Origin of the sequence: Halomonas sp. A29 (genome assembly GCF_046723295.1) — a bacterium.
Classification (GTDB): domain Bacteria; phylum Pseudomonadota; class Gammaproteobacteria; order Pseudomonadales; family Halomonadaceae; genus Halomonas.
On the sequence record NZ_JAXQPR010000008.1, the window covers coordinates 259,457 to 279,282 of the forward strand.

Annotated in this window: 16 protein-coding genes and 1 riboswitch; of the genes, 9 read left to right on the plus strand and 7 right to left on the minus strand. The window is 63.9% G+C overall.

Annotation, left to right across the window (positions count from 1 at the left end):
- Positions 1-29: 29 nt before the first annotated feature.
- Both SPH52_RS17265 and SPH52_RS17270 read left to right on the plus strand, forming a co-directional pair.
- On the plus strand, positions 30-1,562 hold the full coding sequence (locus SPH52_RS17265) for a hypothetical protein (RefSeq protein ID WP_411796291.1): 1,533 nt from the start codon (positions 30-32) through the stop codon (positions 1,560-1,562).
- Between the two features lie 156 nt (positions 1,563-1,718).
- The gene (locus SPH52_RS17270; RefSeq protein ID WP_411796292.1) at positions 1,719-2,414 is read left to right on the plus strand and encodes a CBS domain-containing protein; all 696 of its coding nucleotides are present in this window, start codon (positions 1,719-1,721) and stop codon (positions 2,412-2,414) included.
- Positions 2,415-2,483: 69 nt separating this feature from the next.
- Here the strand turns inward: SPH52_RS17270 and SPH52_RS17275 are convergent, their stop codons facing one another.
- Together SPH52_RS17275 and SPH52_RS17280 are read right to left on the minus strand one after the other, a co-directional pair.
- Complete coding sequence (locus tag SPH52_RS17275) at positions 2,484-3,608, minus strand: aminotransferase class V-fold PLP-dependent enzyme (protein WP_411796293.1); 1,125 nt, start codon at positions 3,606-3,608, stop codon at positions 2,484-2,486.
- A gap of 200 nt (positions 3,609-3,808) precedes the next feature.
- Positions 3,809-4,411 (minus strand): class I SAM-dependent methyltransferase, encoded by a 603-nt coding sequence (locus SPH52_RS17280; RefSeq protein WP_411796294.1) that lies wholly within the window; start codon positions 4,409-4,411, stop codon positions 3,809-3,811.
- Positions 4,412-4,699: 288 nt separating this feature from the next.
- Between SPH52_RS17280 and SPH52_RS17285 the strand changes: the two genes are divergently transcribed.
- The 5 genes from SPH52_RS17285 (at position 4,700) to thiO (ending at position 10,393) form a co-directional block, all read left to right on the plus strand.
- On the plus strand, positions 4,700-5,821 hold the full coding sequence (locus tag SPH52_RS17285) for an ABC transporter ATP-binding protein (RefSeq protein WP_411796295.1): 1,122 nt from the start codon (positions 4,700-4,702) through the stop codon (positions 5,819-5,821).
- Positions 5,822-5,889: 68 nt separating this feature from the next.
- Positions 5,890-6,951, plus strand: a complete 1,062-nt coding sequence (locus SPH52_RS17290; RefSeq protein WP_411796296.1) for an ABC transporter substrate-binding protein — start codon at positions 5,890-5,892, stop codon at positions 6,949-6,951.
- 96 nt (positions 6,952-7,047) lie between these two features.
- A complete protein-coding gene (locus SPH52_RS17295; RefSeq protein ID WP_411796297.1) occupies positions 7,048-8,313 on the plus strand; it encodes an ABC transporter permease in 1,266 nt (421 codons plus the stop codon).
- A gap of 3 nt (positions 8,314-8,316) precedes the next feature.
- Positions 8,317-9,144: an ABC transporter permease gene (locus SPH52_RS17300; protein ID WP_411796298.1), complete on the plus strand. Its 828-nt coding sequence runs from the start codon at positions 8,317-8,319 to the stop codon at positions 9,142-9,144.
- A gap of 106 nt (positions 9,145-9,250) precedes the next feature.
- Positions 9,251-10,393: a glycine oxidase ThiO gene (gene thiO / locus SPH52_RS17305; RefSeq protein ID WP_411796299.1), complete on the plus strand. Its 1,143-nt coding sequence runs from the start codon at positions 9,251-9,253 to the stop codon at positions 10,391-10,393.
- A gap of 15 nt (positions 10,394-10,408) precedes the next feature.
- Here thiO and pta read toward each other — a convergent pair whose 3' ends face one another.
- Both pta and SPH52_RS17315 read right to left on the minus strand, forming a co-directional pair.
- Positions 10,409-12,583 (minus strand): phosphate acetyltransferase, encoded by a 2,175-nt coding sequence (gene pta, locus SPH52_RS17310; RefSeq protein ID WP_411796300.1) that lies wholly within the window; start codon positions 12,581-12,583, stop codon positions 10,409-10,411.
- A complete protein-coding gene (locus tag SPH52_RS17315) occupies positions 12,580-13,761 on the minus strand; it encodes an acetate/propionate family kinase (protein WP_411796301.1) in 1,182 nt (393 codons plus the stop codon). The genes pta and SPH52_RS17315 overlap by 4 nt, the downstream gene beginning before the upstream one ends.
- 165 nt (positions 13,762-13,926) lie before the next feature.
- On the opposite strand from SPH52_RS17315, the gene SPH52_RS17320 reads away from it, so the two are divergent.
- Entirely contained in the window at positions 13,927-14,856 is a 930-nt protein-coding gene (locus SPH52_RS17320; RefSeq protein ID WP_411796302.1) for an EamA family transporter, read from the plus strand.
- 110 nt (positions 14,857-14,966) lie between these two features.
- A complete protein-coding gene (locus tag SPH52_RS17325) occupies positions 14,967-15,470 on the plus strand; it encodes a porin family protein (RefSeq protein WP_411796303.1) in 504 nt (167 codons plus the stop codon).
- 70 nt (positions 15,471-15,540) lie between these two features.
- Here SPH52_RS17325 and SPH52_RS17330 read toward each other — a convergent pair whose 3' ends face one another.
- The 3 genes from SPH52_RS17330 to tenA all read right to left on the minus strand — a co-directional run bounded on the left by SPH52_RS17330 (position 15,541) and on the right by tenA (position 19,536).
- Entirely contained in the window at positions 15,541-16,791 is a 1,251-nt protein-coding gene (locus tag SPH52_RS17330) for a hypothetical protein (protein ID WP_411796304.1), read from the minus strand.
- A 129-nt stretch (positions 16,792-16,920) separates the two neighbouring features.
- Positions 16,921-18,825, minus strand: coding sequence for a phosphomethylpyrimidine synthase ThiC (gene thiC / locus SPH52_RS17335; RefSeq protein WP_411796305.1), 1,905 nt, complete (start codon positions 18,823-18,825; stop codon positions 16,921-16,923).
- A gap of 42 nt (positions 18,826-18,867) precedes the next feature.
- Positions 18,868-19,536, minus strand: a complete 669-nt coding sequence (gene tenA / locus SPH52_RS17340) for a thiaminase II (protein ID WP_411796306.1) — start codon at positions 19,534-19,536, stop codon at positions 18,868-18,870.
- Positions 19,537-19,621: 85 nt separating this feature from the next.
- A riboswitch (TPP riboswitch) is annotated at positions 19,622-19,756 on the minus strand.
- Positions 19,757-19,826: the final 70 nt, after the last annotated feature.

Consider the following 19,826-nt stretch of genomic DNA (forward strand, 5'->3'; position numbering starts at 1 on the left):
TGGCCTTCGGTACAAGGAGCTACGCCGACGTGATCACCGTCGAACGCAAGGATAGCTTCCACCTCAAGATTTCCCGCGTGCTGCAGGAGGAGACCTCGCATCGGCTGGACCTCTTCCTGTTCGTGCCGGGGGAGCTCGGTCTCAACGAGCACGTCATTTCCGAAGATGCGTTCTACTACAGTGCGATCCACGTCAAGCGGACCTACTACAGCGACAAGCACCACCTGCCGTTGGTTCTCAGTCGCCTGGCCAGCCGTGGCCGACTCAGTACCGAGCAGTATCGCCTGAGCCTGAGCCTTTATGCCTACCAGTACGTCGTGGCACTCGAGCGGGCGACCCAGACGCTGCTGGATACCGCAAGGCGCGTGCAACAGGTCGAGAGCCACGCCGATACGACCGGGCGCGAGACACAAGGCGGCGAGTCGAACGAGTCGAGTGGCGGCAGCGAGGCGCAGGAGCGCATCGTGGCGGCCGGTCTGCAGGAACGTCTCGAAGAGCTGTGCGAGCTGGCCCAGGGCATCCTGCGTCGCTTGCGGCGCAACCAGCCGAGCGATGATGGGCTGCTCAAGTACTACGCCAATATCGACAACTACCTGTCGTGGTTTACCGAGCAGCGCCTGCTGGGGCTGGTGGCGTACCTTCCGCGAGGCCGTGACTACCGCACCATCCGCGAGCGATTGCTGGAGATCTGCCTGGCCGAGAGCGAGCATCGCGAGCAGGCGGAGTACAACGCCAGCCGGGTGGTACGCGACCCTACGCGCATGTCCAACAAGATGCGCCTGCTGCGGCGGTTGATCGAATACCCAGTGACCCTGAAGCAGCAGACCCAGGAATTGGGCGGCGCGGAACAGAAGGCGGTCAAGGGACTCGCCACCGGCGTAGTGATGATCTTTGTCTCGCTGGGACTGCTCCAGGCCCGCGATACCGTGGGCAATATCACTGCGCTGTTCGTGCTGGCGATGGCGGTGCTGTATGCCATGCGTGAGGTGTTCAAGGACGATTTGCGCAACACCCTGTGGCGCTGGCTGCGCAAGGGACGGCCCAAGTGGCGGCGTCAGTATTTTGATGCCACCAGCAACAAGCCGGTGGGGCGTCAGCTTGAGTGGTTCGACTACAAGCGCTTCGGCAAGCTCGACGAGCAGATCAAGCGGGTGCGCCAGCGCAACGTGGCCCAGCGCGAGGAGATGGTGCTGCACTATCGCTCCAGCTCGCGCATGTCACCCACGCGCTTTCTCAGCGGCTACGAGAAGACCCGTGAAACCCTTTCGCTCGACCTGTCGCAGTTGACCCGACTCATGGACAAGGGCAGCCATCGTGTCTATCGCCTCAAGGACGGGCAGGTTTCGCGAGAGACGGTCGAGAAGCGTCACCTGCTCAATCTGGTGGTGCGTGAGGAGGTCGCCAACGCCGAGCCGATACTGCAGCGCTGGAAGATCGTCATGAGCCGATCCCGCATCGTCGACGTGGTCAAGGTGCACCAGGAAGGAGGAAAGCCCGATGGACGTGAAGACGAAGAGCTCAAGGAGCGGGAAGAAGAGAAGATAGAAACTCCTGTCATGTAACGCGATATGGCTCCAGTGTTGTTTCAGGTCAAGTCGTTTGCGGATTCGGTTTGTTAGTGTCGAGGAATGCGGGAAATTGTGATGCCTGCCAAGCCGAACTAGATTTCAAGTAAGCCGGCCGGAACCCTTTACCGTTCCCTTTACGGAGATGCCGCCATGCAAGCTGTCGATGTCATGACTCCCAAAGTGATTACCGTATCGCCCGATGCCGATGTGCGGGAGATCGCGCGCCTCTTGCTCGAGAACAACATCAGCGCCTTGCCCGTGGTGGATGACAGCGGAAAAGTGCTGGGTATCGTCAGCGAAGGGGACCTGATGCGCCGGATCGAGAACGGTACCGAGCAGCGCAAGTCCTGGTGGCTCAAGTCGATCTTCGCTGGTGCCAACAACGCCAGCGAGTACATCAAGTCCCATGCTCGCAAGGCGCATGAGATCATGACGCCCGACCCCATCACCATCACCGAGGACGAGCCGTTGCATCGCGTGGCCAAGCTGCTGGAGAAGCGCCACATCAAGCGGGTACCGGTCGTGCGTGACGGCAAGCTGGTGGGCATCGTCAGCCGTGCCAATCTGCTGCGGGGTTTCTCGGCCACCACCCCTGACATGGCAACGCCGGTAACGGTAGATGACCGCGAGATCCGCGATGCCATCCTCAAGGAAGTGGATGACAACACCGGGGTCTGGGTCGACCGGATCAATGTCATCGTCACCGAGGGAGCGGTGCAAGTGTGGGGCATCGTCGAAAGTCAGGAAGAGAAACTGGCCGTCCAGGTCGCTGCCGAGAATACGCCGGGAGTGAAGAGCGTGGAGAACAACCTCGGCATGGTGCCGCGCGGTGTTGGTCACTTCTGAAAGGCAGTGTCGTAACTGCTGCGGAGCGGCCCCCTGGCCGCCCCGCATGCACCGGCCCCGCCAGGCAGGTCAACCGACCTGCTTGAGCCCTGCTTCCAGGTTGGCCAGGCTGCGCTCGAGGTCGTGCAGCTTGTCGAGACCGAACAGGCCGATGCGGAAGGCCTGGTAGTCGTCACCTTCGTCACACATCAACGGCACGCCGCCGGCAACCTGGATGCCGGCGGCGGCGAACTTGGCCACGATGGCCGGGTCGGCGGTATAGCAGACCACCACGCCGGGTGCCTCGAAGCCGGGGGCCGCTACGCTGCGGTAGCCATGGCGGGCCAGCAGCTCACGCGCGCCGCGCCCCAGTGCCCATTGCTCCTCGCATACGCGCTCGAAGCCGTACTCGGCGGTCTCGTTCATGATGTCACGCAGCCGGGCCAGGCCATCGGTGGGCAGGGTGGCGTAGTAGGCATGACCGCCGTTCTCGTAGGTCTCCATGATCCACAGCCACTTGCGCAGGTCGCAGGCAAAGCTGGTACTCACCGTCTCTTCGATGCGCTCGCGGGCCCGTTCGGAGAGCATCACCATGCCGCAGCAGGGCAGGCCGCTCCAGCCCTTTTGCGGGGCGCTGACCAGCACGTCGACGCCGGTCTCTGCCATGTCTACCCACAGCGTGCCCGAGGCGATGCAGTCGAGCACGAACAGTCCGCCTGCCTCGTGCGTTGCCGCCGCGACACGGCGCAGATAGTCGTCGGGCAATAGCAGGCCGGCAGAGGTCTCGACATGGGGCGCGAACACTACGCCCGGTTTCTCCTCGAGGATGGTACGCTCGACCTCCTCGATGGGCGCCGGGGCGAAGGGAGAGTGCTTGTCCTCTGGCTCGAGGCGACGCGCCTTGAGCACCGAGGTCGAGGCAGCGATGGCTCCTGTCTCGAGGATTTGTGACCAGCGATAGCTGAACTGGCCGTTGCGCACCACCAGGCAGTGCTGGTTGGTGGCAAATTGGCGTGCCACAGCCTCCATGCCGAAGGTGCCGCTACCGGGAACGATAGCAGTACTGTGGGCGCGGTAGACTTTCTTGAGGGTGGCCGAAACGTCGCGCATCACCCCCTGAAAGCGCTGGGACATGTGGTTGAGCGAGCGGTCGGTATAGACCACCGAGTACTCGAGCAGGCCATCGGGGTCGACGTTGGGCAACAGGCCGGGCATTGGATTCTCCCTTGCGATGCGTAACTGATGAATCACGGAACCGATGAGAATAGGCCGATTCGTGGTGGCGAACCAGCGCGGAGGGCTACGTTCCGATGGGTAACGACCCTCGAAACCGCCCAAGCATCTTGTCAATGGAGTTGAGTCAAGAACGCCACGCACACCGCAGGCTTGCCGGACCTGCAGTGGGAGCCTCCAGCCTACTTATGGCAGAAATAGACCCTGGCTGGCGGAATGTTGATCGGCTCGAAGGCACTCTCTACCCGGGTGAAGGTCTGGCGCAGGTCGGAAGATACCTTGGGTGAGAACTGATAGATCAACATTGCTCCTTCAGGGCCCAGTGCCTCGTGACTGCCCTTGAGAATTCGCTCACGAATCTCTGCAGGCATGGTACTGAACGGGAGGCCTGCCACCACGTAGTCGGCAGCGGCAAAGCCCAGTCGTTCCAGCTCGGCTTCGATCGTTTCGGCCGAGCCCGCTATCACCCTCAGGCGCGGGTCGGAGAGCGAGCGATTGAGGAAATTGACGAAATCGTCGTTGGTTTCTATGACGATAAGCGTTGCATCAGGGTGCAGGCGGCTGAGGATTTCTCGGGTAATGGTGCCCACCCCGGGCCCGTATTCGACGATGACCCGGGCCCTCTCCCAATCGACTGGCTCCAGCAGGCGACGTACCAGGAAAGACGAACTGGGAATTATCGAGCCCAGCATGCGGGGATGTTTGAAGAAATTACGGGCAAACAGCGACAGTTGAGCCCGTCGCTCGGGGCCTGCCACGACCGAGGGTCGCTCTTGAACCGCCATGGACATTCCTCCTTCAGTTTTAGCTCAACATGCCTCCACTCTAGGCTAGCCTGCGCCAGCGTGAAAGGCCGGGGCGCTCCCTGTCGGTGCGTCGCCGCGATCCCGTTAGGATCGTTGGTGCGGTAAAGGATGGCCTGCAGGCGCTTGCGTTGAATTACTGCCAAAGGAGAGCGTGGAATATACTTGACGACAGGAGGGCTGGTGTTTAGCTTGGAAATCTGGAAATTTTGGGCGATCGTCGTAAATTATTGACGCCGCCCGCACCCTTCTCCGTGCACGGGTGAAACGATGCCTCATAACAAGATCAGTGAATCGGATACCCACCAGGCAGCAGCGTTGGTTACCTTCGAAGGGGTACAGAAGACCTACGACGGCGAGGCTCTGGTCGTCAAGGATCTCAACCTGACGATTCGCCAGGGTGAGTTCGTGACGCTACTCGGCCCGTCCGGCTCTGGCAAGACCACCTGCCTGATGATGCTCGCCGGCTTCGAAGTACCCACCAGCGGGGACATCTTCCTGCGCGATCAGAGGCTAAACAGCGTACCGCCCCACAAGCGCAACTTCGGCATGGTGTTTCAAAACTATGCGCTGTTCCCGCACATGACGGTTGAGGAGAACATCCGCTACCCGCTCAAGACGCGCCGGATGCCGGCCGCCGAAGCCGACCGCAAGGTTGCCCGCATCCTCGACATGATCCAACTGCGCGATTTCGCCAAGCGTCGCCCAACGCAGCTCTCCGGCGGGCAGCAACAGCGCGTGGCGCTGGCACGCTCACTGGTCTTCGAGCCACAGCTGGTGCTGATGGACGAGCCCTTGGGAGCGCTGGACAAGCAGCTGCGTGAGCAGATGCAGTTGGAGATCAAGCATCTGCACGAGCAGCTCGGACTCACCGTGGTCTTCGTCACCCATGACCAAAGCGAAGCGCTGACCATGTCGGATCGGGTGGCGGTGTTCAACGACGGCGTCATCCAGCAGATCGATTCACCAGGCAACCTCTACGAGCATCCTGCCAACGCCTTTGTCGCTCAGTTCATCGGCGAGAACAATACGTTGTCAGGCCGCATCGAGTCGGTGGAAGGGGGCCTCTGCCGGGCGCGCTTCGGCGATGGCTTCAGCACGGGAGCACTGATCGGACCCAACCTTGCCGTAGGCGATGCCACCCGGCTGTCGATCCGCCCCGAGCGGGTCAAGCTCAACGGCTCCGCCCAGGGGCTGCCCAATCGTCTCCAGGCCCGCGTCTGTGAATTCATCTATCTGGGGGACCACCTGCGGGTGCGCTGCGAGCTGGCAGGCAATAACGAGTTCATGGCACGTGTGCCCGTGGACGATTTCGAGAGCAGCATGCAGCCGGGCGATCTGGTGGAACTAGGCTGGCGAGACGAGGACGTGCGCGCACTCAACGCATCCTGATACGCAGAAGAAGTGTCACATCGACCGTTATACATCAATAACAAGGCCATTCTGGCCGGGAGATAAAAATGTCTCATAACCGCTTCCCTCTGTCTCGTCTTGGCCGTGGCGTCGCCCTCGGCAGCCTGGCCACCCTCGGCCTGGCGGTTTCCGCCGGCGCCCAGGCGCTGACCGTGATCTCCTTCGGCGGCGCTTCCGGCGATGCCATGCAGAAGGCCTATTACGGTCCGTTCGTCGAACAGACGGGAACCAACCTGACGCCGGGCGATTACAACGGCGAGCTGTCGCGCATTCGCGCCATGGTGGAAACCGGCAACGTCAGTTGGGATCTGGTGGAGATGGAGTCTCCCGAGTTGGTGCGTGGCTGCTTCGAAGGGCTGTTCGAGCCCATCGACTGGCAGCGCCTGGGTCTGGGCGGTGTGCTTATCGATGCGGCTTTCGACGAGTGCGGTGTGGGCACCTTCGTATGGTCCACGGTGCTGGCCTACGACGCCGATGCGCTGGATGCCGCACCCACTTCCTGGGCCGATTTCTGGGACGTCGAGCAATTCCCCGGCACCCGTGGGCTGCGTCGCGGTGCCAAGTATACCCTGGAGTTCGCGCTGATGGCCGATGGCGTTGCTGCCGACGAGGTGTACGAGGTGCTGCGGACACCGGAAGGCGTTGATCGTGCCTTCGCCAAGCTCGACGAACTCAAGGACCACATCCAGTGGTGGGAGGCTGGCGCCCAGCCGCCACAGTGGCTGGTGGCAGGCGACGTGACGATGACCTCGGCCTACAACGGACGCATCGCCGCCGCACAGGAGGAGGGTAGCAACCTCGACATCGTCTGGAACGAGAGTATCTACGATCTCGACTACTGGGCCATCGTTGCCGGCAGCGAGCGAGTCGACGAAGCCTACGACTTCATCCAGTTCGCCAGCCAGCCCGAGAACCAGGCGGTCTACTCCAGCGAAATTCCCTATGGTCCGGTACATCCGGAAGCCATCTCCCAGTTGGAGGAAGCGCAGGCACGGCGCATGCCGACCAATGAGGAGAACATGGCCGGCGCGCTGGCTATCGACACCGGCTTCTGGGTCGACCACGGCGAAGAGCTGGAACAGCGCTTCAGCGCCTGGGCAGCACGCTGACAAGCGCTGTGGCAGCGGCCCGAGGGCCGCTGCCAAGGCCGTTTCCATCGGGCCGGTGCTGGTTGGGCCCGTCATGCTGGATCCATGGGGAAGGCGATGTCCGCGAATCTGACGGCAACCGTATCAACGGCGAGGCCTGCCGGTAGTCTCAAGGCGCAGTTGCGCCGTGCCGAGCGGCTGCGCAAACTCAAGGCCATCGGCTTGGTGGCACCCCTGGCATTGTTCCTGATCGTCGTGTTCGTCGTTCCCATCGGCAACATGCTGTGGCGCAGCGTCGACAACACCGAGCTGGACTCGGTGATGCCGCTCACAGCGGAAGGGCTCAGGCACTGGGATGGTGCCGGGCTGCCGGATGAAGCCACCCTGGCGGCGTTTGCCGCCGAACTGCGCGATTCTCGCCAGGGCGGTGGATTGGGACGTATCGGGCGGCGCCTCAACTATGAGGACATCCGCTATCGCAGCCTGCTGATGTCGACCCTCCGCGAACTGCCGGCGACCGAGGAGATCGGCGCCGATACCGACTGGGTTGCCCTGCTGAGCGAGATCGACCCCGCTTGGGGCGAGACCGAAACCTGGCTCGGCATCCAGCGTGCCGCGCCTACCACCACCGACCGCTACCTGCTGGCGTCGCTGGACCTGGAGCGCGGCGTCGACGGCGAGATTCAGCGTGTGGGAGACCGCGATCGAATCTACCAGGCGGTATTCCAGCGTACCTTGGTGATCGCCGGAGGGGTGACCCTGATTTGCCTGGCGCTGGGCTTCCCGCTTGCCTACCTGCTGGCTACGCTACCGGCGAAGACCAGCAATATGCTGATGATCCTGGTGCTGCTGCCGTTCTGGACCTCGCTGCTGGTACGCACCGCTTCCTGGATCATCCTGCTGCAGTCCAATGGGCTGGTGAACCAGAGCCTGATCTTCACCGGGCTGATCGACTCGCCGCTGCAGCTGGTGTTCAACCGGATCGGGGTGTTCTTCGCCATGGTGCACATCCTGCTGCCCTTCATGGTGCTGCCGCTCTACAGCGTGATGAAGGGCATCTCGCCAAGCTACCAGCGTGCTGCAGTATCGCTCGGTGCCCACCCCTTTGCCGCCTTCTGGCAGGTCTATGCGCCGCAGACCATCTCCGGGGTGGCGGCGGGGACCATCCTGGTCTTCATCATGGCGCTGGGCTACTACATCACTCCGGCACTGGTGGGCGGGCCTGCCGACCAGATGGTGAGCTACTACGTAGCCTACTACACCAACACCACCAACAACTGGGGAATGGCGGCAGCGCTGGGCAGCCTCCTGCTGGTGATCACGCTACTGCTCTACCTGGTTTATCACCGCCTGGTGAACCGCAAGCAGCTGATCAGGAGTTGAACGATGGCGCTACCCCCTTATGCCTCGCCGGTCGAGAAAGTGTGGTTCTGGGTATTTCGCATCTTCTGTGGCCTGGTGCTGCTGTTCCTGATAGCACCCGTGCTGGTGATCGTTCCGCTGTCGTTCAGCAGCGGCTCCTTCCTGACCTACCCGCTGCCGGGTTTCTCACTGCGCTGGTACGAGGCAATCTTCACCTCGTCGGCCTGGATGGGGGCGCTTAAGAACAGCTTGATCGTGGCGCCGCTGGCCACGCTGCTGGCGATGATCTTCGGCACCCTGGCTGCGGTCGGCCTCAATCGCGCCGAGTTTCCCGGCAAGGGGCTGATTGTTGCACTGCTTATTTCGCCGATGGTGGTGCCGCTGGTGATCGTCGCGGTGGGCATGTATTTCTTCTTCGCCCAGGTGGGCCTGCTCAACTCCTATACCGGACTGGTGCTGGCCCATACGGTACTGGGCGTACCCTTCGTGGTGATTACCGTCAACGCCACGCTGCAGGGGTTCGACTTCAATCAGATGCGCGCAGGGGCGAGTCTGGGCGCCAACCCGATGCGTGTTTTCTTCACCGTGGTGCTGCCGCAGATCGTGCCTGGGGTGGTGTCGGGCGGGCTGTTCGCCTTCGCTACCTCGTTCGATGAGGTGGTGGTGGCGCTGTTCATCGCCAGCCCCACCGAGCGTACGCTGCCGATCCAGATGTTCTCGGGTATTCGCGAGAACATCAGCCCGGCGATCGCCGCCATGGCCACCATCCTGATCCTGATCTCGACGCTGCTTTTGGTTACCATGGAGCTGCTGCGACGGCGCAGCGAGAGGTTGAAAGGCAACGCTGCCTGACACTCTTCCTGCTGTATGATTGCCATGCCTGCGCCCCGCCTCGACGGGGCGCAGTCTTGTACGATGCCTTGACGCCCGCAGCTGTGGGCATGAATCGGAGTACAGCGTGAACGACTTCTTGATCGTCGGTGGCGGAGTCATCGGTATGCTCACCGCTAGCCAACTGGCCGAGGCTGGCCATGGCGTGACCCTGGTGGAGCGTGGCCGCTGCGGCCAGGAGGCATCCTGGGCCGGCGGTGGCATCGTCTCGCCACTTTACCCCTGGCGTTACAGCGAACCGGTATCGCAGTTGGCCCGGGCAGCAGGGCAGCGCTATGCGGATCTGGCCACCATGCTGCTGGACGCTACCGGCATCGATATCGAATATCGCCAAGAGGGATTGCTCTACCTGAGGGTGGACGATGCCGAGCTTGCCCGTGAGTGGGCGCAGCAGCAAGGCTGGCCGCTGGAGCGGGTCGATGCGGATTTTCTCTACGCCAAGGAGCCCTGGCTATGCGAGGGACTGGATGGTGGCCTATGGATGCCGACCTTGGGCAGCGTGCGCAATCCGCGGCTGTGTCAGGCATTGCGCGCACGCCTTGAGATGCTGCCCAACGTGACCCTGATGGAGCATGCCGCGGTCGAACGGCTCGTGGTCGAGCAAGGGTGCGCCCGTGGCGTGGATACCGCGCAAGGGCGCATCGATGGCGGTCGGGTAATCCTGTGTGGCGGGGCCTGGAGCGGTGTACTGCTGGCCGAGCTCGACGTGGGACTGCCCGTGCGGCCGGTGAAAGGGCAGATGATGCTGTTCACCACGCCGCCGATGCCGGGCGGTCGCCAACTGCTCGAGCGGGTGGTGCTGGCCGACGGGCGCTACCTGATCCCACGTGGCGACGGGCGCGTGCTGGTCGGCTCCACCCTGGAGCAGACCGACTTCGACAAGCGCACCACCGAAGAGGCGCGCGAGTCGCTGTGGCGCAGCGCGGTGGCCATGCTGCCGGCCCTGGCGGAGTGCGAGGTAGAGCACCACTGGGCTGGGTTGCGCCCGGGTGCACCGGACGGCATTCCCTTCATCGGCGCCGTGCCCGGCATCAAGGGGCTCTACGTCAATGCCGGACACTATCGCAACGGCCTGGTGCTGGCGCCGGCGGCGACCCGGCTGCTGGTCGACCTGCTGCTGGAACGCGAGCCGGCCATCGATCCCGCCCCCTATCGTCCCGGGCGCCTGGTCAGGGCGGAGCGGGCGGTGCAGGAGACCGGGCAAGCCTGACCCGCACTGGCAAGGCTACCCGGGCTGGGCGGCCTGGATGGCCGTCAGCGCGATGGTATAGACGATGTCGTCGACCAGGGCACCCCGCGAGAGGTCGTTGACCGGCTTGTTGAGCCCCTGCAGCATTGGCCCCACGCTGACCACCCGGGCGCTGCGCTGCACCGCCTTGTAGGTGGTATTGCCGGTATTAAGGTCGGGGAAGACGAACACCGTGGCCCGGCCCGCTACCGGTGAGTCGGGCGCCTTCTGCTTGCCCACGCTCTCGATGGCGGCGGCGTCGTACTGAAGCGGGCCGTCGATCAGTAGGTCCGGTACCTGGTCGCGGGCCAACTGCGTGGCCTGGCGCACCTTGTCGACATCGGCGCCGCTGCCGGACTCGCCGGTGGAATAGCTGATCATTGCCACCCTGGGCTCAATGCCGAAGGCCTGGGCGGAGCGCGCGCTCTGGATGGCGATCTCGGCCAGTTCTTCGGCGTTGGGGTCGGGATTGACCGCGCAGTCGCCGTAGACCACTACCTGCTCGGGCAGCAGCATGAAGAAGATCGACGATACCTGGCGGTAGCCGGGGGCGGTCTTGATCAGTTGGAAGGCGGGGCGCACGGTGTTGGCGGTGGTGTGAATGGCCCCGGATACCAGGCCATCTACCTCATCGAGCTGCAGCATCATGGTGCCCAGCACCACGTTGTCCTGCAACTGGTCCTCCGCCGTCAGTTCGTTCACCTTGCCGCGACGGCGCTCGACCATGGGCGCCACGTAACGGCTGCGAATATGCTCGGGGTCGAGGATCTCGAGCCCTTCCGGCAGCTCGATACCGCGATTGCGGGCCACTTCCTCGACCTCCTCCGGGCGGGCCAGAAGCACGCAGTTGGCGATGCCGCGGCGCTGGCAGATAGCCGCGGCCTCGACGGTGCGCGGCTCGCTGCCTTCGGGCAGCACGATGCGCCGGTTGGCACGCTGGGCCAGCTTGACCAACTGGTGGCGAAACGCCGAGGGCGACAATCGCCGGGCGAAGCCGCGGCTGAGGTGGTCCTTGAGCCACTGCAGGTCCAGGTGGCTGGCAACGAAGCGGGTTACCTGCTCGGCGCGCTCCAGGTCATCCATGGGGATGTCGTTGCCCATCCGACCGAGGTTCTTGGCCGTGGTGAAGCTGTCGGTATCCACCGCCAGTACCGGCATGCCGGTCTTCAGCGCCGGCCGGCACATCTCGATCATGTTGTCGTTGGGCATGTAGCCGTTGGTCAGCAGCACGCCAGCCATGGGCACGCCGTTCATGGTCGCCAGCGCCGAAGCAAGCACGATGTCGTCGCGGTCGCCCGAAGTGACGATCAAGCTGCCGGGGCGGAACACGTGCAGGGCATTGGCGGCGCTGCGCGCGCACAGGCTGGTGGAGAGCACGCGGCGGTTGGCGGCGTCGCCTTCGTTGAGGAAGCGTGCGTCGAGCGCCCGCGCCACGTCGACCACCCTTGGCGCGATCAGGGCCGGGTTGTAGGGCACCACGCCGATCAGGTGGAAGCGGTCGGTGGCCAGTGCCGGGGAGTGGCGGCGCAGTTCGGCGAGGAACTCCTCGTCGAGCAATACGCTGCTGGTGCCCGGGGCAAGCGACGGCTCTTCGACACCGGGCAGGTTCTGCATGCGCATCAGGATGCAGCCTAGGGTGCGTGTCGATCCTACCCCGCCGAAGGCTCGGGCGTGCATGTCGAGTTGCTCGGCCAGGGCCTCGGGGGCGGCGGCATCGCCACTGCCAACCAGAATGATACGCGCGTTCAGCGCATGGGCCAGTTGGGTATTGAGCTGGGTGGCGTAGGTGCCGTGGGCGGTAGGTACCACGCCTTCCACCACGATCAGGTCCGGCGTCGTGCCGTCATCGCTGCCAACCGCATGGTCGTAGAGCTCGATGACCTGTTCCATCAGCACGTCAAGGCGGTCCTGGCGCAGCAGGCGCTCCATATCGGCCTGAGAAATGGGCGCTGGTGGTCGCATTCCGAGCGTGCTGCTGACCAGTGCCGTGGAACGGTCGGGCCCGGGGCCGTTCAACTCATCCTGGCGGAACGGTTTGAGGAAGCCGGTCTTGAGGCCGATGGTGTCGAATGCCTGCATCAGTCCGAGGCTGGCCGAGGTCAGGCCGACTCCGACGCCTGTGGGCACCATCAGCAGGACCTGTGTATGGGGGCGTACGTCGCGGGGCGTCATGCGGTGGTCTCTTGTTTCAGGCGTTGACGTGTTTCGCTGGCGATCTGACCCTCTTCGTCGGTGGGGATGACCCACAGCTGGCGCCCGCCTGCATCGATGCGACCTTCACGTCCACGAACGGTGTCGCTGTTGGCGGTGCGGTTGAGCTGCAGACCGAAATGGGGCAGCAGGGCGACCACCCGCTCGCGTACCTCGGCGGAGTTCTCGCCGATCCCGCCGGTGAAGATCAGGCCATCGAGGCGGGGCAGGGCGCAGGAGAGCGCCGCCAGCGACTTGGCGATGCGATAGCAGAACACCTCGACGGCAATGGCCGCTCCTTGGTGGCCCTGGGCCGCGGCCGCTTCCAGCTCGCGCATGTCGTTGGTCAGCCCCGATAGTCCCAGCAGGCCGCTATGGCGGTTAAGCACCTCGTCGATGCGTTCGAGCGACCAGCCGAGCTGGCGCGCCAAGTGCGCGTGCAGGCCTGGGTCGACGTCGCCGCTGCGGGTGCCCATCGCCACTCCCTCCAGCGGTGTCAGCCCCATGCTGGTATCCCTGCTCTGCCCCTTCCATACGGCGCAGGTGGAACAGCCGTTACCGAGATGGGCGGTGAGCCAGCCGCCGCCTTCGAGCCCGCTCAGCGTGTCGGCGCGCTGGCTGACATAAGCGTGGCTGGTGCCATGAAAGCCGTAGCGACGGATGGCGTGGTCACGGTAGAGCGCCTCGGACAGGGCATAGCGGTAGGCCCGGGGTGGCAGGGTCTGGTGGAAGGCGGTATCGAACACCGCCACCTGGGGCAGGTCGGGAAACAGACGCCGGGTGGCGGCCACGCCTGCCAGGTTGGCCGGGTTGTGTAGCGGTGCCAATGCCGTGGTCTGCTCGATGGCGGCAATCACGTCATCGTCGATCAGGGCCGCACGCGTGAAGTGCTCGCCGCCATGGACGATACGATGGCCGACCGCCAGTGGAAGGCGCCCTTCCAGCCGGTCGAGAATGGCTTCCAGCGCCAGGCCATGGTCGGCGCCGGGCAGTGATTGCTCGAAAGGCTCGCCGTTGCTGGCTGTTCCCTTCAGACGGGCATCACTGCTGCCCAAGCACTCGGCCAGCCCCGCCAGCCGCGGCTGGGCGGGATCCTCGAGCACCAAGGCGTACTTGATCGATGAGGAACCGCAGTTGATCACCAATACTGACGTATCCATCTGATCTCCTGTTTGGCAGGCTGTAGGGCCAGCATAGACGTAAGACTTTAGTCTATCATTCTGGCATTGCTACGGGACTGCTACAGATCAAGCGAGCACATCATTAGTCGTCTATCGAAAATGCTGGCATGCTATTGGCCGACCTCCGTACTGCTGGAACCTGCCATGTCGACTGTTACCGCGGTGCCTGGCGCCGCATCGCTGTTGCCGCGCCACCTTGCCGTTCTACTATTGGTCTCTGTTGCCACCCTGTTCGCCGGCAATCATGTTGCGGCCCGGCTGGCATTCGATGAGGGTACCGGACTCTTGCTGGCCGTACTGGTGCGCTCCGCCGTCGCGCTCGCGGTACTCGTGGTGCTGTTCCTGTGGCAGCGCAAGGTCTTTGCACTGCCGGCCGGCACGGGCCGCTGGCAACTCCTGGCGGGGCTGATGGTGGCGATTCAGAGCCTGTGTCTCTATTCGGCGGTGGCGCGCATCCCGGTGGTGGTCGCGCTGCTGTTGATGAATACCTTTCCCATCCAGCTGGCGCTGCTGACCTGGGCATTGGGAGGCCCGCGGCCCACGCTGCGCGCCGCCCTGATCATGGCCGTCATCCTGGCCGGGCTGGTGGTGGTGCTGGACGTTCCCGCCTGGCTGGCTTCCCCCGAGGCCCTCGGTCCGCAGTGGCTGCCCGGCGTGGCCTTCGGGCTGGGGGCGGCAGCGGCTTTCTCCTGTGCACTGTGGATTACAGAGAACCACCTGAGCGGCGTGGGCAGTACCCTGCGCAGCCTGCTGACCATGCTCACGGTACTCGTCGTCATGGTCGCTGCCGGCGCGCTGCAACTGGTGCCGGGCGGCATGGCGCTGCCGGCGAGCCCGACGGGATGGGGGGCGTTGGTGGCACTGGCGCTGCTCTACAGCGTGGCCTTTTCGGTACTGTTCATCAGCGTGCCGCGGCTGGAGATGGCACGCAATGCGCCGGTGATGAATGTCGAGCCGGTAGCTTCGCTGCTGCTTGGGTACCTGGTGCTGGGGCAGATGTTGTCGGGAATACAGCTGATCGGCGGAGCGATCGTGCTGGCTGGCATCGTCGTGCTCAGCCTGTCGCCCCGCTGAGCCCCCTCGGCGCTGAACTTGTCACGTGTAGATTCGTCTTGCACACAAGCTGACTCTGTACCAGACTTGAGTCGACGAATGGAAACACTGTTTCTTAATGGAGGTGCGATATGAAACTGCTAGCCGTTTCTACTGCTGCGCTGATGGCCACCGCTTTCGCTGCCTCGGCCCAGGCCCAGCAGTATCAGACGCCAATGTACCCTCAAGGTTATGCTGGCGCAGACGCCATGTTCTGGGAACTCGATCCCGACCGTGGCCCTTCGGCCGATTCCGTGGGCCTGCGTCTCAACGGTGGAATGAAGTTCAATGACTATTTCGCCGCCGAAGCCCATCTGGGCACTGGGGGCTCCGATGGTCCGGTCGATCTGGATTACCTCGTCGGTGCCTATGCCAAGGGGATCCTGCCGGTTTCGCAGGAGTTCCGCCTCTACGGCCTGGCGGGCTTCACCGAAGTAGATTTCGACATTGACCGTGAAAGCGGCTTCTCCTACGGTGGGGGCGCCGAATTCGACGTGGCGCCCAACTTGGCGATCGGCGCCGACTACATGCGTTACCTGGACAAGTCGGACTATACCTTCGATGCGGCAAGCGTCGGGGTTCGCTATCGCTTCTGAGGCGAACCGACCGCACTAGCCTCACCGCCCCCATGGCAGTCGCCATGGGGGCGATTTCGTTGCCAGCCACTCAGCCTCCCGGCCAAGTACCATGCTCCTTCCAACTCGCCAGCAGGGTGGGGAGGTGCTTGAGATCTCCGTTCTCGATGACTTGGACCTGTAAGCCTTGCAGCCGCTGCAGCTCGGTAAGGCGCTGACGGGACTTGTCGAATTCACCACAGGCCAGGAGCACCCGGGTGGCGGCGAGCCCCGCGGAATGGTTGAGCATGCCGTGCAGCCGCTTGAGCCCCTGCTCGAGGCAGGTCTTGGTCCCCGGTCGCGCGATCAGACATTCGATGAACAGTAGTTGGTTGCCCTCCACCGCCAGGCAGTCCGATACCACGGGTTCACCGTTGTGCTGGCCGCTGAGGTCAAGGATGTGAGCCTCGCTGCATACCCGCGATAGCCCGGCCTCCTGAGCGCTGATCCAGATGTACTCCGTCAGCCAGCCACCGCCCAGATAGAGGGCGCCTTGCAAAGAGCTGATGGTGATGTCCCGGGGGGAGACACTGTTCCAAGCGAGCAACCCGGCCTCGTTCAGGGCGGTCAATGCATCGGTGGCAGGAAACCGAGGTGTGGCGTGCAATTGCTGGTGCTCGGCCCCCGGGCGAAGCCGGGGTGGTGCGTGGGGGTCGGGGTCGTCCAGCACTCCTCCCTCGCCGTGCACCATGTCGTGCAGTTCACCGAGCAGGACGGCCAGGTGGTCGGCATGATGGGCAAGCAGGCGGGTAAGAAACTTGCGCTGTGCACATTCCAGACGCCATTCGTCGCTGTCGGAGAGGGCTCGGACTCGCTTGCGGCCATAAGCCTGCAGGATGCGGTCCACGTCCAGCACCGGTTCGATGGCCATGACCTCGGGAGCGGAGTCCGGGCCATCGCAGGCCAGGCGGTAGAGCGCCCCGGCCTGTATGTCCACATGCAACCAATCGGCGGAGCAGCGCCCCATGGCCTGCTGGAACAGCAGGGCGGTAAGCGTGCTGCAGCCGCCTGCGTCCAGGGTAACCGCAAGGGAGGGGGTATCGAACTGCTGGCGATAGAGGACTTCGGCCAACTCGTCGGCATACTTGGCGCAGCGGTAGGGCTCGTCGGTGGGAAGTCGAGCGTGCGTCTCGACCACGGTGTCGGAAGGCAGCTCATGTCTTAGCAGGATTGCCAGCCGCTCGGCCGCCTGGGGCGACGATTGGCATGGTATCAGCACGATCCGCTGGGGGCGCAGCTGCAAAATCGGTATCAGGCTTAGCTCGGGGCGCTCGGTTACCAGCGCGACGTGCAGGTGTGGCATGGGCTTGCTCCCTCCGCACTTGGTCCTTGCCGTTCCCTACAGGCTACATCCGAGCGTTCCTTGGTGTCGCCCACGGCGACAAAAAAAACACGCCGACCTTGGGCCGGCGTGTCGTTGCAGCGTCTAGGCTCAGACTTCCTTGTAGAGTTCCGCCCCTTGCTCGCGGAACTTCTCCGCCTGCTCCTCCATGCCCTTCATCACGGCTTCCTGGTCGCCGTTCAGCCCGTGTTGGGCGGCGTAGTCGCGCACTTCCTGGCTGATCTTCATCGAACAGAACTTGGGCCCGCACATCGAGCAGAAGTGGGCCACCTTGGCCGAGTCCTTAGGCAGGGTCTCGTCGTGGTATTCGCGCGCGGTGTCCGGGTCGAGGCCGAGGTTGAACTGATCCTCCCAGCGGAACTCGAAGCGCGCCTTGGAGAGCGCGTTGTCGCGGCGCTGGGCGGCCGGGTGACCCTTGGCCAAGTCGGCGGCGTGGGCGGCGATCTTGTAGGTGATGATGCCGGTCTTGACGTCGTCCTTGTTGGGCAACCCGAGGTGCTCCTTGGGGGTCACGTAGCAGAGCATGGCGCAGCCGAACCAGCCGATCATTGCCGCACCGATGCCGGAGGTGATGTGGTCATAGCCAGGAGCAATATCGGTGACCAGTGGACCGAGGGTGTAGAAGGGCGCCTCGTCACAGTACTCGAGCTGCTTGTCCATATTTTCCTTGACCAGGTGCATGGGCACGTGGCCGGGGCCTTCGATCATCACCTGCACGTCGTGCTTCCAGGCGATCCTGGTCAATTCGCCCAGGGTCTTGAGCTCGGCCATCTGCGCTTCGTCGTTGGCATCGGCCACCGATCCCGGGCGCAGGCCGTCACCCAGCGAGAAGGCAACATCGTACTGTTTGCAGATCTCGCAGATCTCCTCGAAGTGGGTGTAGAGGAAACTCTCCTGGTGATGGAACAGGCACCACTTGGCCATGATCGAGCCGCCGCGGGAGACGATGCCAGTAACTCGCTTGGCGGTCAGCGGCACGTAGCGCAGCAGCACGCCGGCGTGGATGGTGAAGTAGTCCACGCCCTGCTCGGCCTGCTCGATCAGGGTGTCGCGGAAGACCTCCCAGGTCAGGTTTTCGGCCACGCCGTTGACCTTCTCCAACGCCTGGTAGATCGGCACCGTACCGATCGGTACCGGCGAGTTGCGGATGATCCACTCGCGGGTCTCATGGATGTTCTGGCCGGTGGAGAGATCCATGATGGTATCCGCCCCCCAACGGATGCCCCAGGTCATCTTGTCGACTTCCTCCTCGATGGAGGAGGTCACCGCCGAGTTGCCAAGGTTGCCGTTGATCTTCACCAGGAAGTTGCGGCCGATGATCATCGGCTCCGACTCCGGGTGGTTGATGTTGCAGGGAATGATCGCCCGGCCGGCGGCCACCTCGGCACGTACGAACTCCGGCGTGATCTCCTCTGGGAGGTGGGCACCGAAGCCCTGCCCCGGGTGCTGGTGACCCAGGATGCGTTCGACCTCTTCTGTCCCGAGCGCCTGGCGGCGCTGGTTCTCGCGAATGGCGATGAATTCCATTTCAGGAGTAATGATGCCCTGGCGCGCATAGTGCAGTTGGGTGACGTTGCCTGCCTGGCCATCTTTTTTGGGGCGTGCGCGGCGGGGCGTACGCGTCAGGTCGAAGCGCAATTGGGCGAGCATGGGATCGCTGGCGCGCCGCTTGCCGTACTCGCTGGTGGGGCCGTCGAGTAACTCGGTGTCGTCGCGCTCCTCGATCCAGGTACGACGCAGCTCGGGCAGGCCGCGGCGCAGGTCGATCCCGGCCAGCGGGTCGGTGTAGGGGCCGGAGGTGTCGTAGACCAGCAGCGGCGGGTTCTCCTCGTCGGCACCGGAGGTCCGGGTCGGCGAGAGTGATATCTCGCGGAAGGGCACGCGGATGTCGGGGCGGGAGCCCTCGACGTAGACCTTGCGTGAACCGGGCAGTGGCTTGATGGCGGCCTCGTCGACCTTGGCGGTTTCGGCGAGGAAGTGGGCGGTCTTGCTCATGGGCAGGGTCCTTGATTTGCGTTTGTTGTCGTTGCGGGGCGATCAGAGGCTGCGGTCGAGCCCCATCTGCCAGAAATCGATCTCGAGTCGGGTGGCGTCGCGGAATATCTCCGCGAGCTCTTTGAAGCGTGTCGGGGTGACATCGGCCAAGCGCGCGTCGAGCCATTCGAGCTCGGCGTGCATGGCGGTCTGGAACTCCTCGCCTTCGTACATGGCGATCCAGGCGTCATAGGGGTTGGCGTCGCCGCGTACCGTGGAGTCCTGGGCATTGAGCCAGTTGGCGATTTCGCCGTAGCCCACCAGACAGGGGGCCAGCGCTATGTGCAGGTCGAGCAGGTCACCGCGGTTGCCGGTATCCAGCACGTAGCGGGTGTAGGCCATGGTGGCCCGGGCCTCGGGCAGTGCGGCCAACTGCTCCTCGCCGATGCCCCATTCGCGGCAGTAGTCCACGTGCAGGCCGAGCTCCACGTCAACGATCGCCTTGAGGCCTTCATGGGCCTGGCGCAGGTCGGCCAGGCTGCGGCTCTTGTAGGCGGCCAGCGCATAGGCGCGGGCGAAGTGGATCAGAAACAGGTAGTCCTGCTGCAGGTAGTGGCGAAAGGCCCCCTCGGCGAGAGTGCCCGTGCCCAGGCCTCGCACGAAGTCGTGCTCGATGTAGGCGCGCCACTCGTCGTGGCAGGCGCGGGTCAGGTCGGTGAAGCGATAGCCCATCTTGCCTCCGGTATCGAATCGGATCCGGAGCGTGGGCGGGAGGAAGGAAGAGGTGGCTGGGGGCAGGCGGCGGATGCTTGCCGTAATGGGGCCACCGCTTGATCCCTACGCCGGTACGAGCCGGATCAGGTTCTACGGGCCCCGCCGTGACGACTGCTCGCAAGTAAGCAATGTCGTATGGCGATCTCAGCCGGTTCCACCGGCACCCCGTCAAGCGTCTGGGCCAGTCTAGCAGGTCAGCGCTCTCTTTCCAGTCATACCTCGTGTCCCAGACACACTTGCGCCTGGTG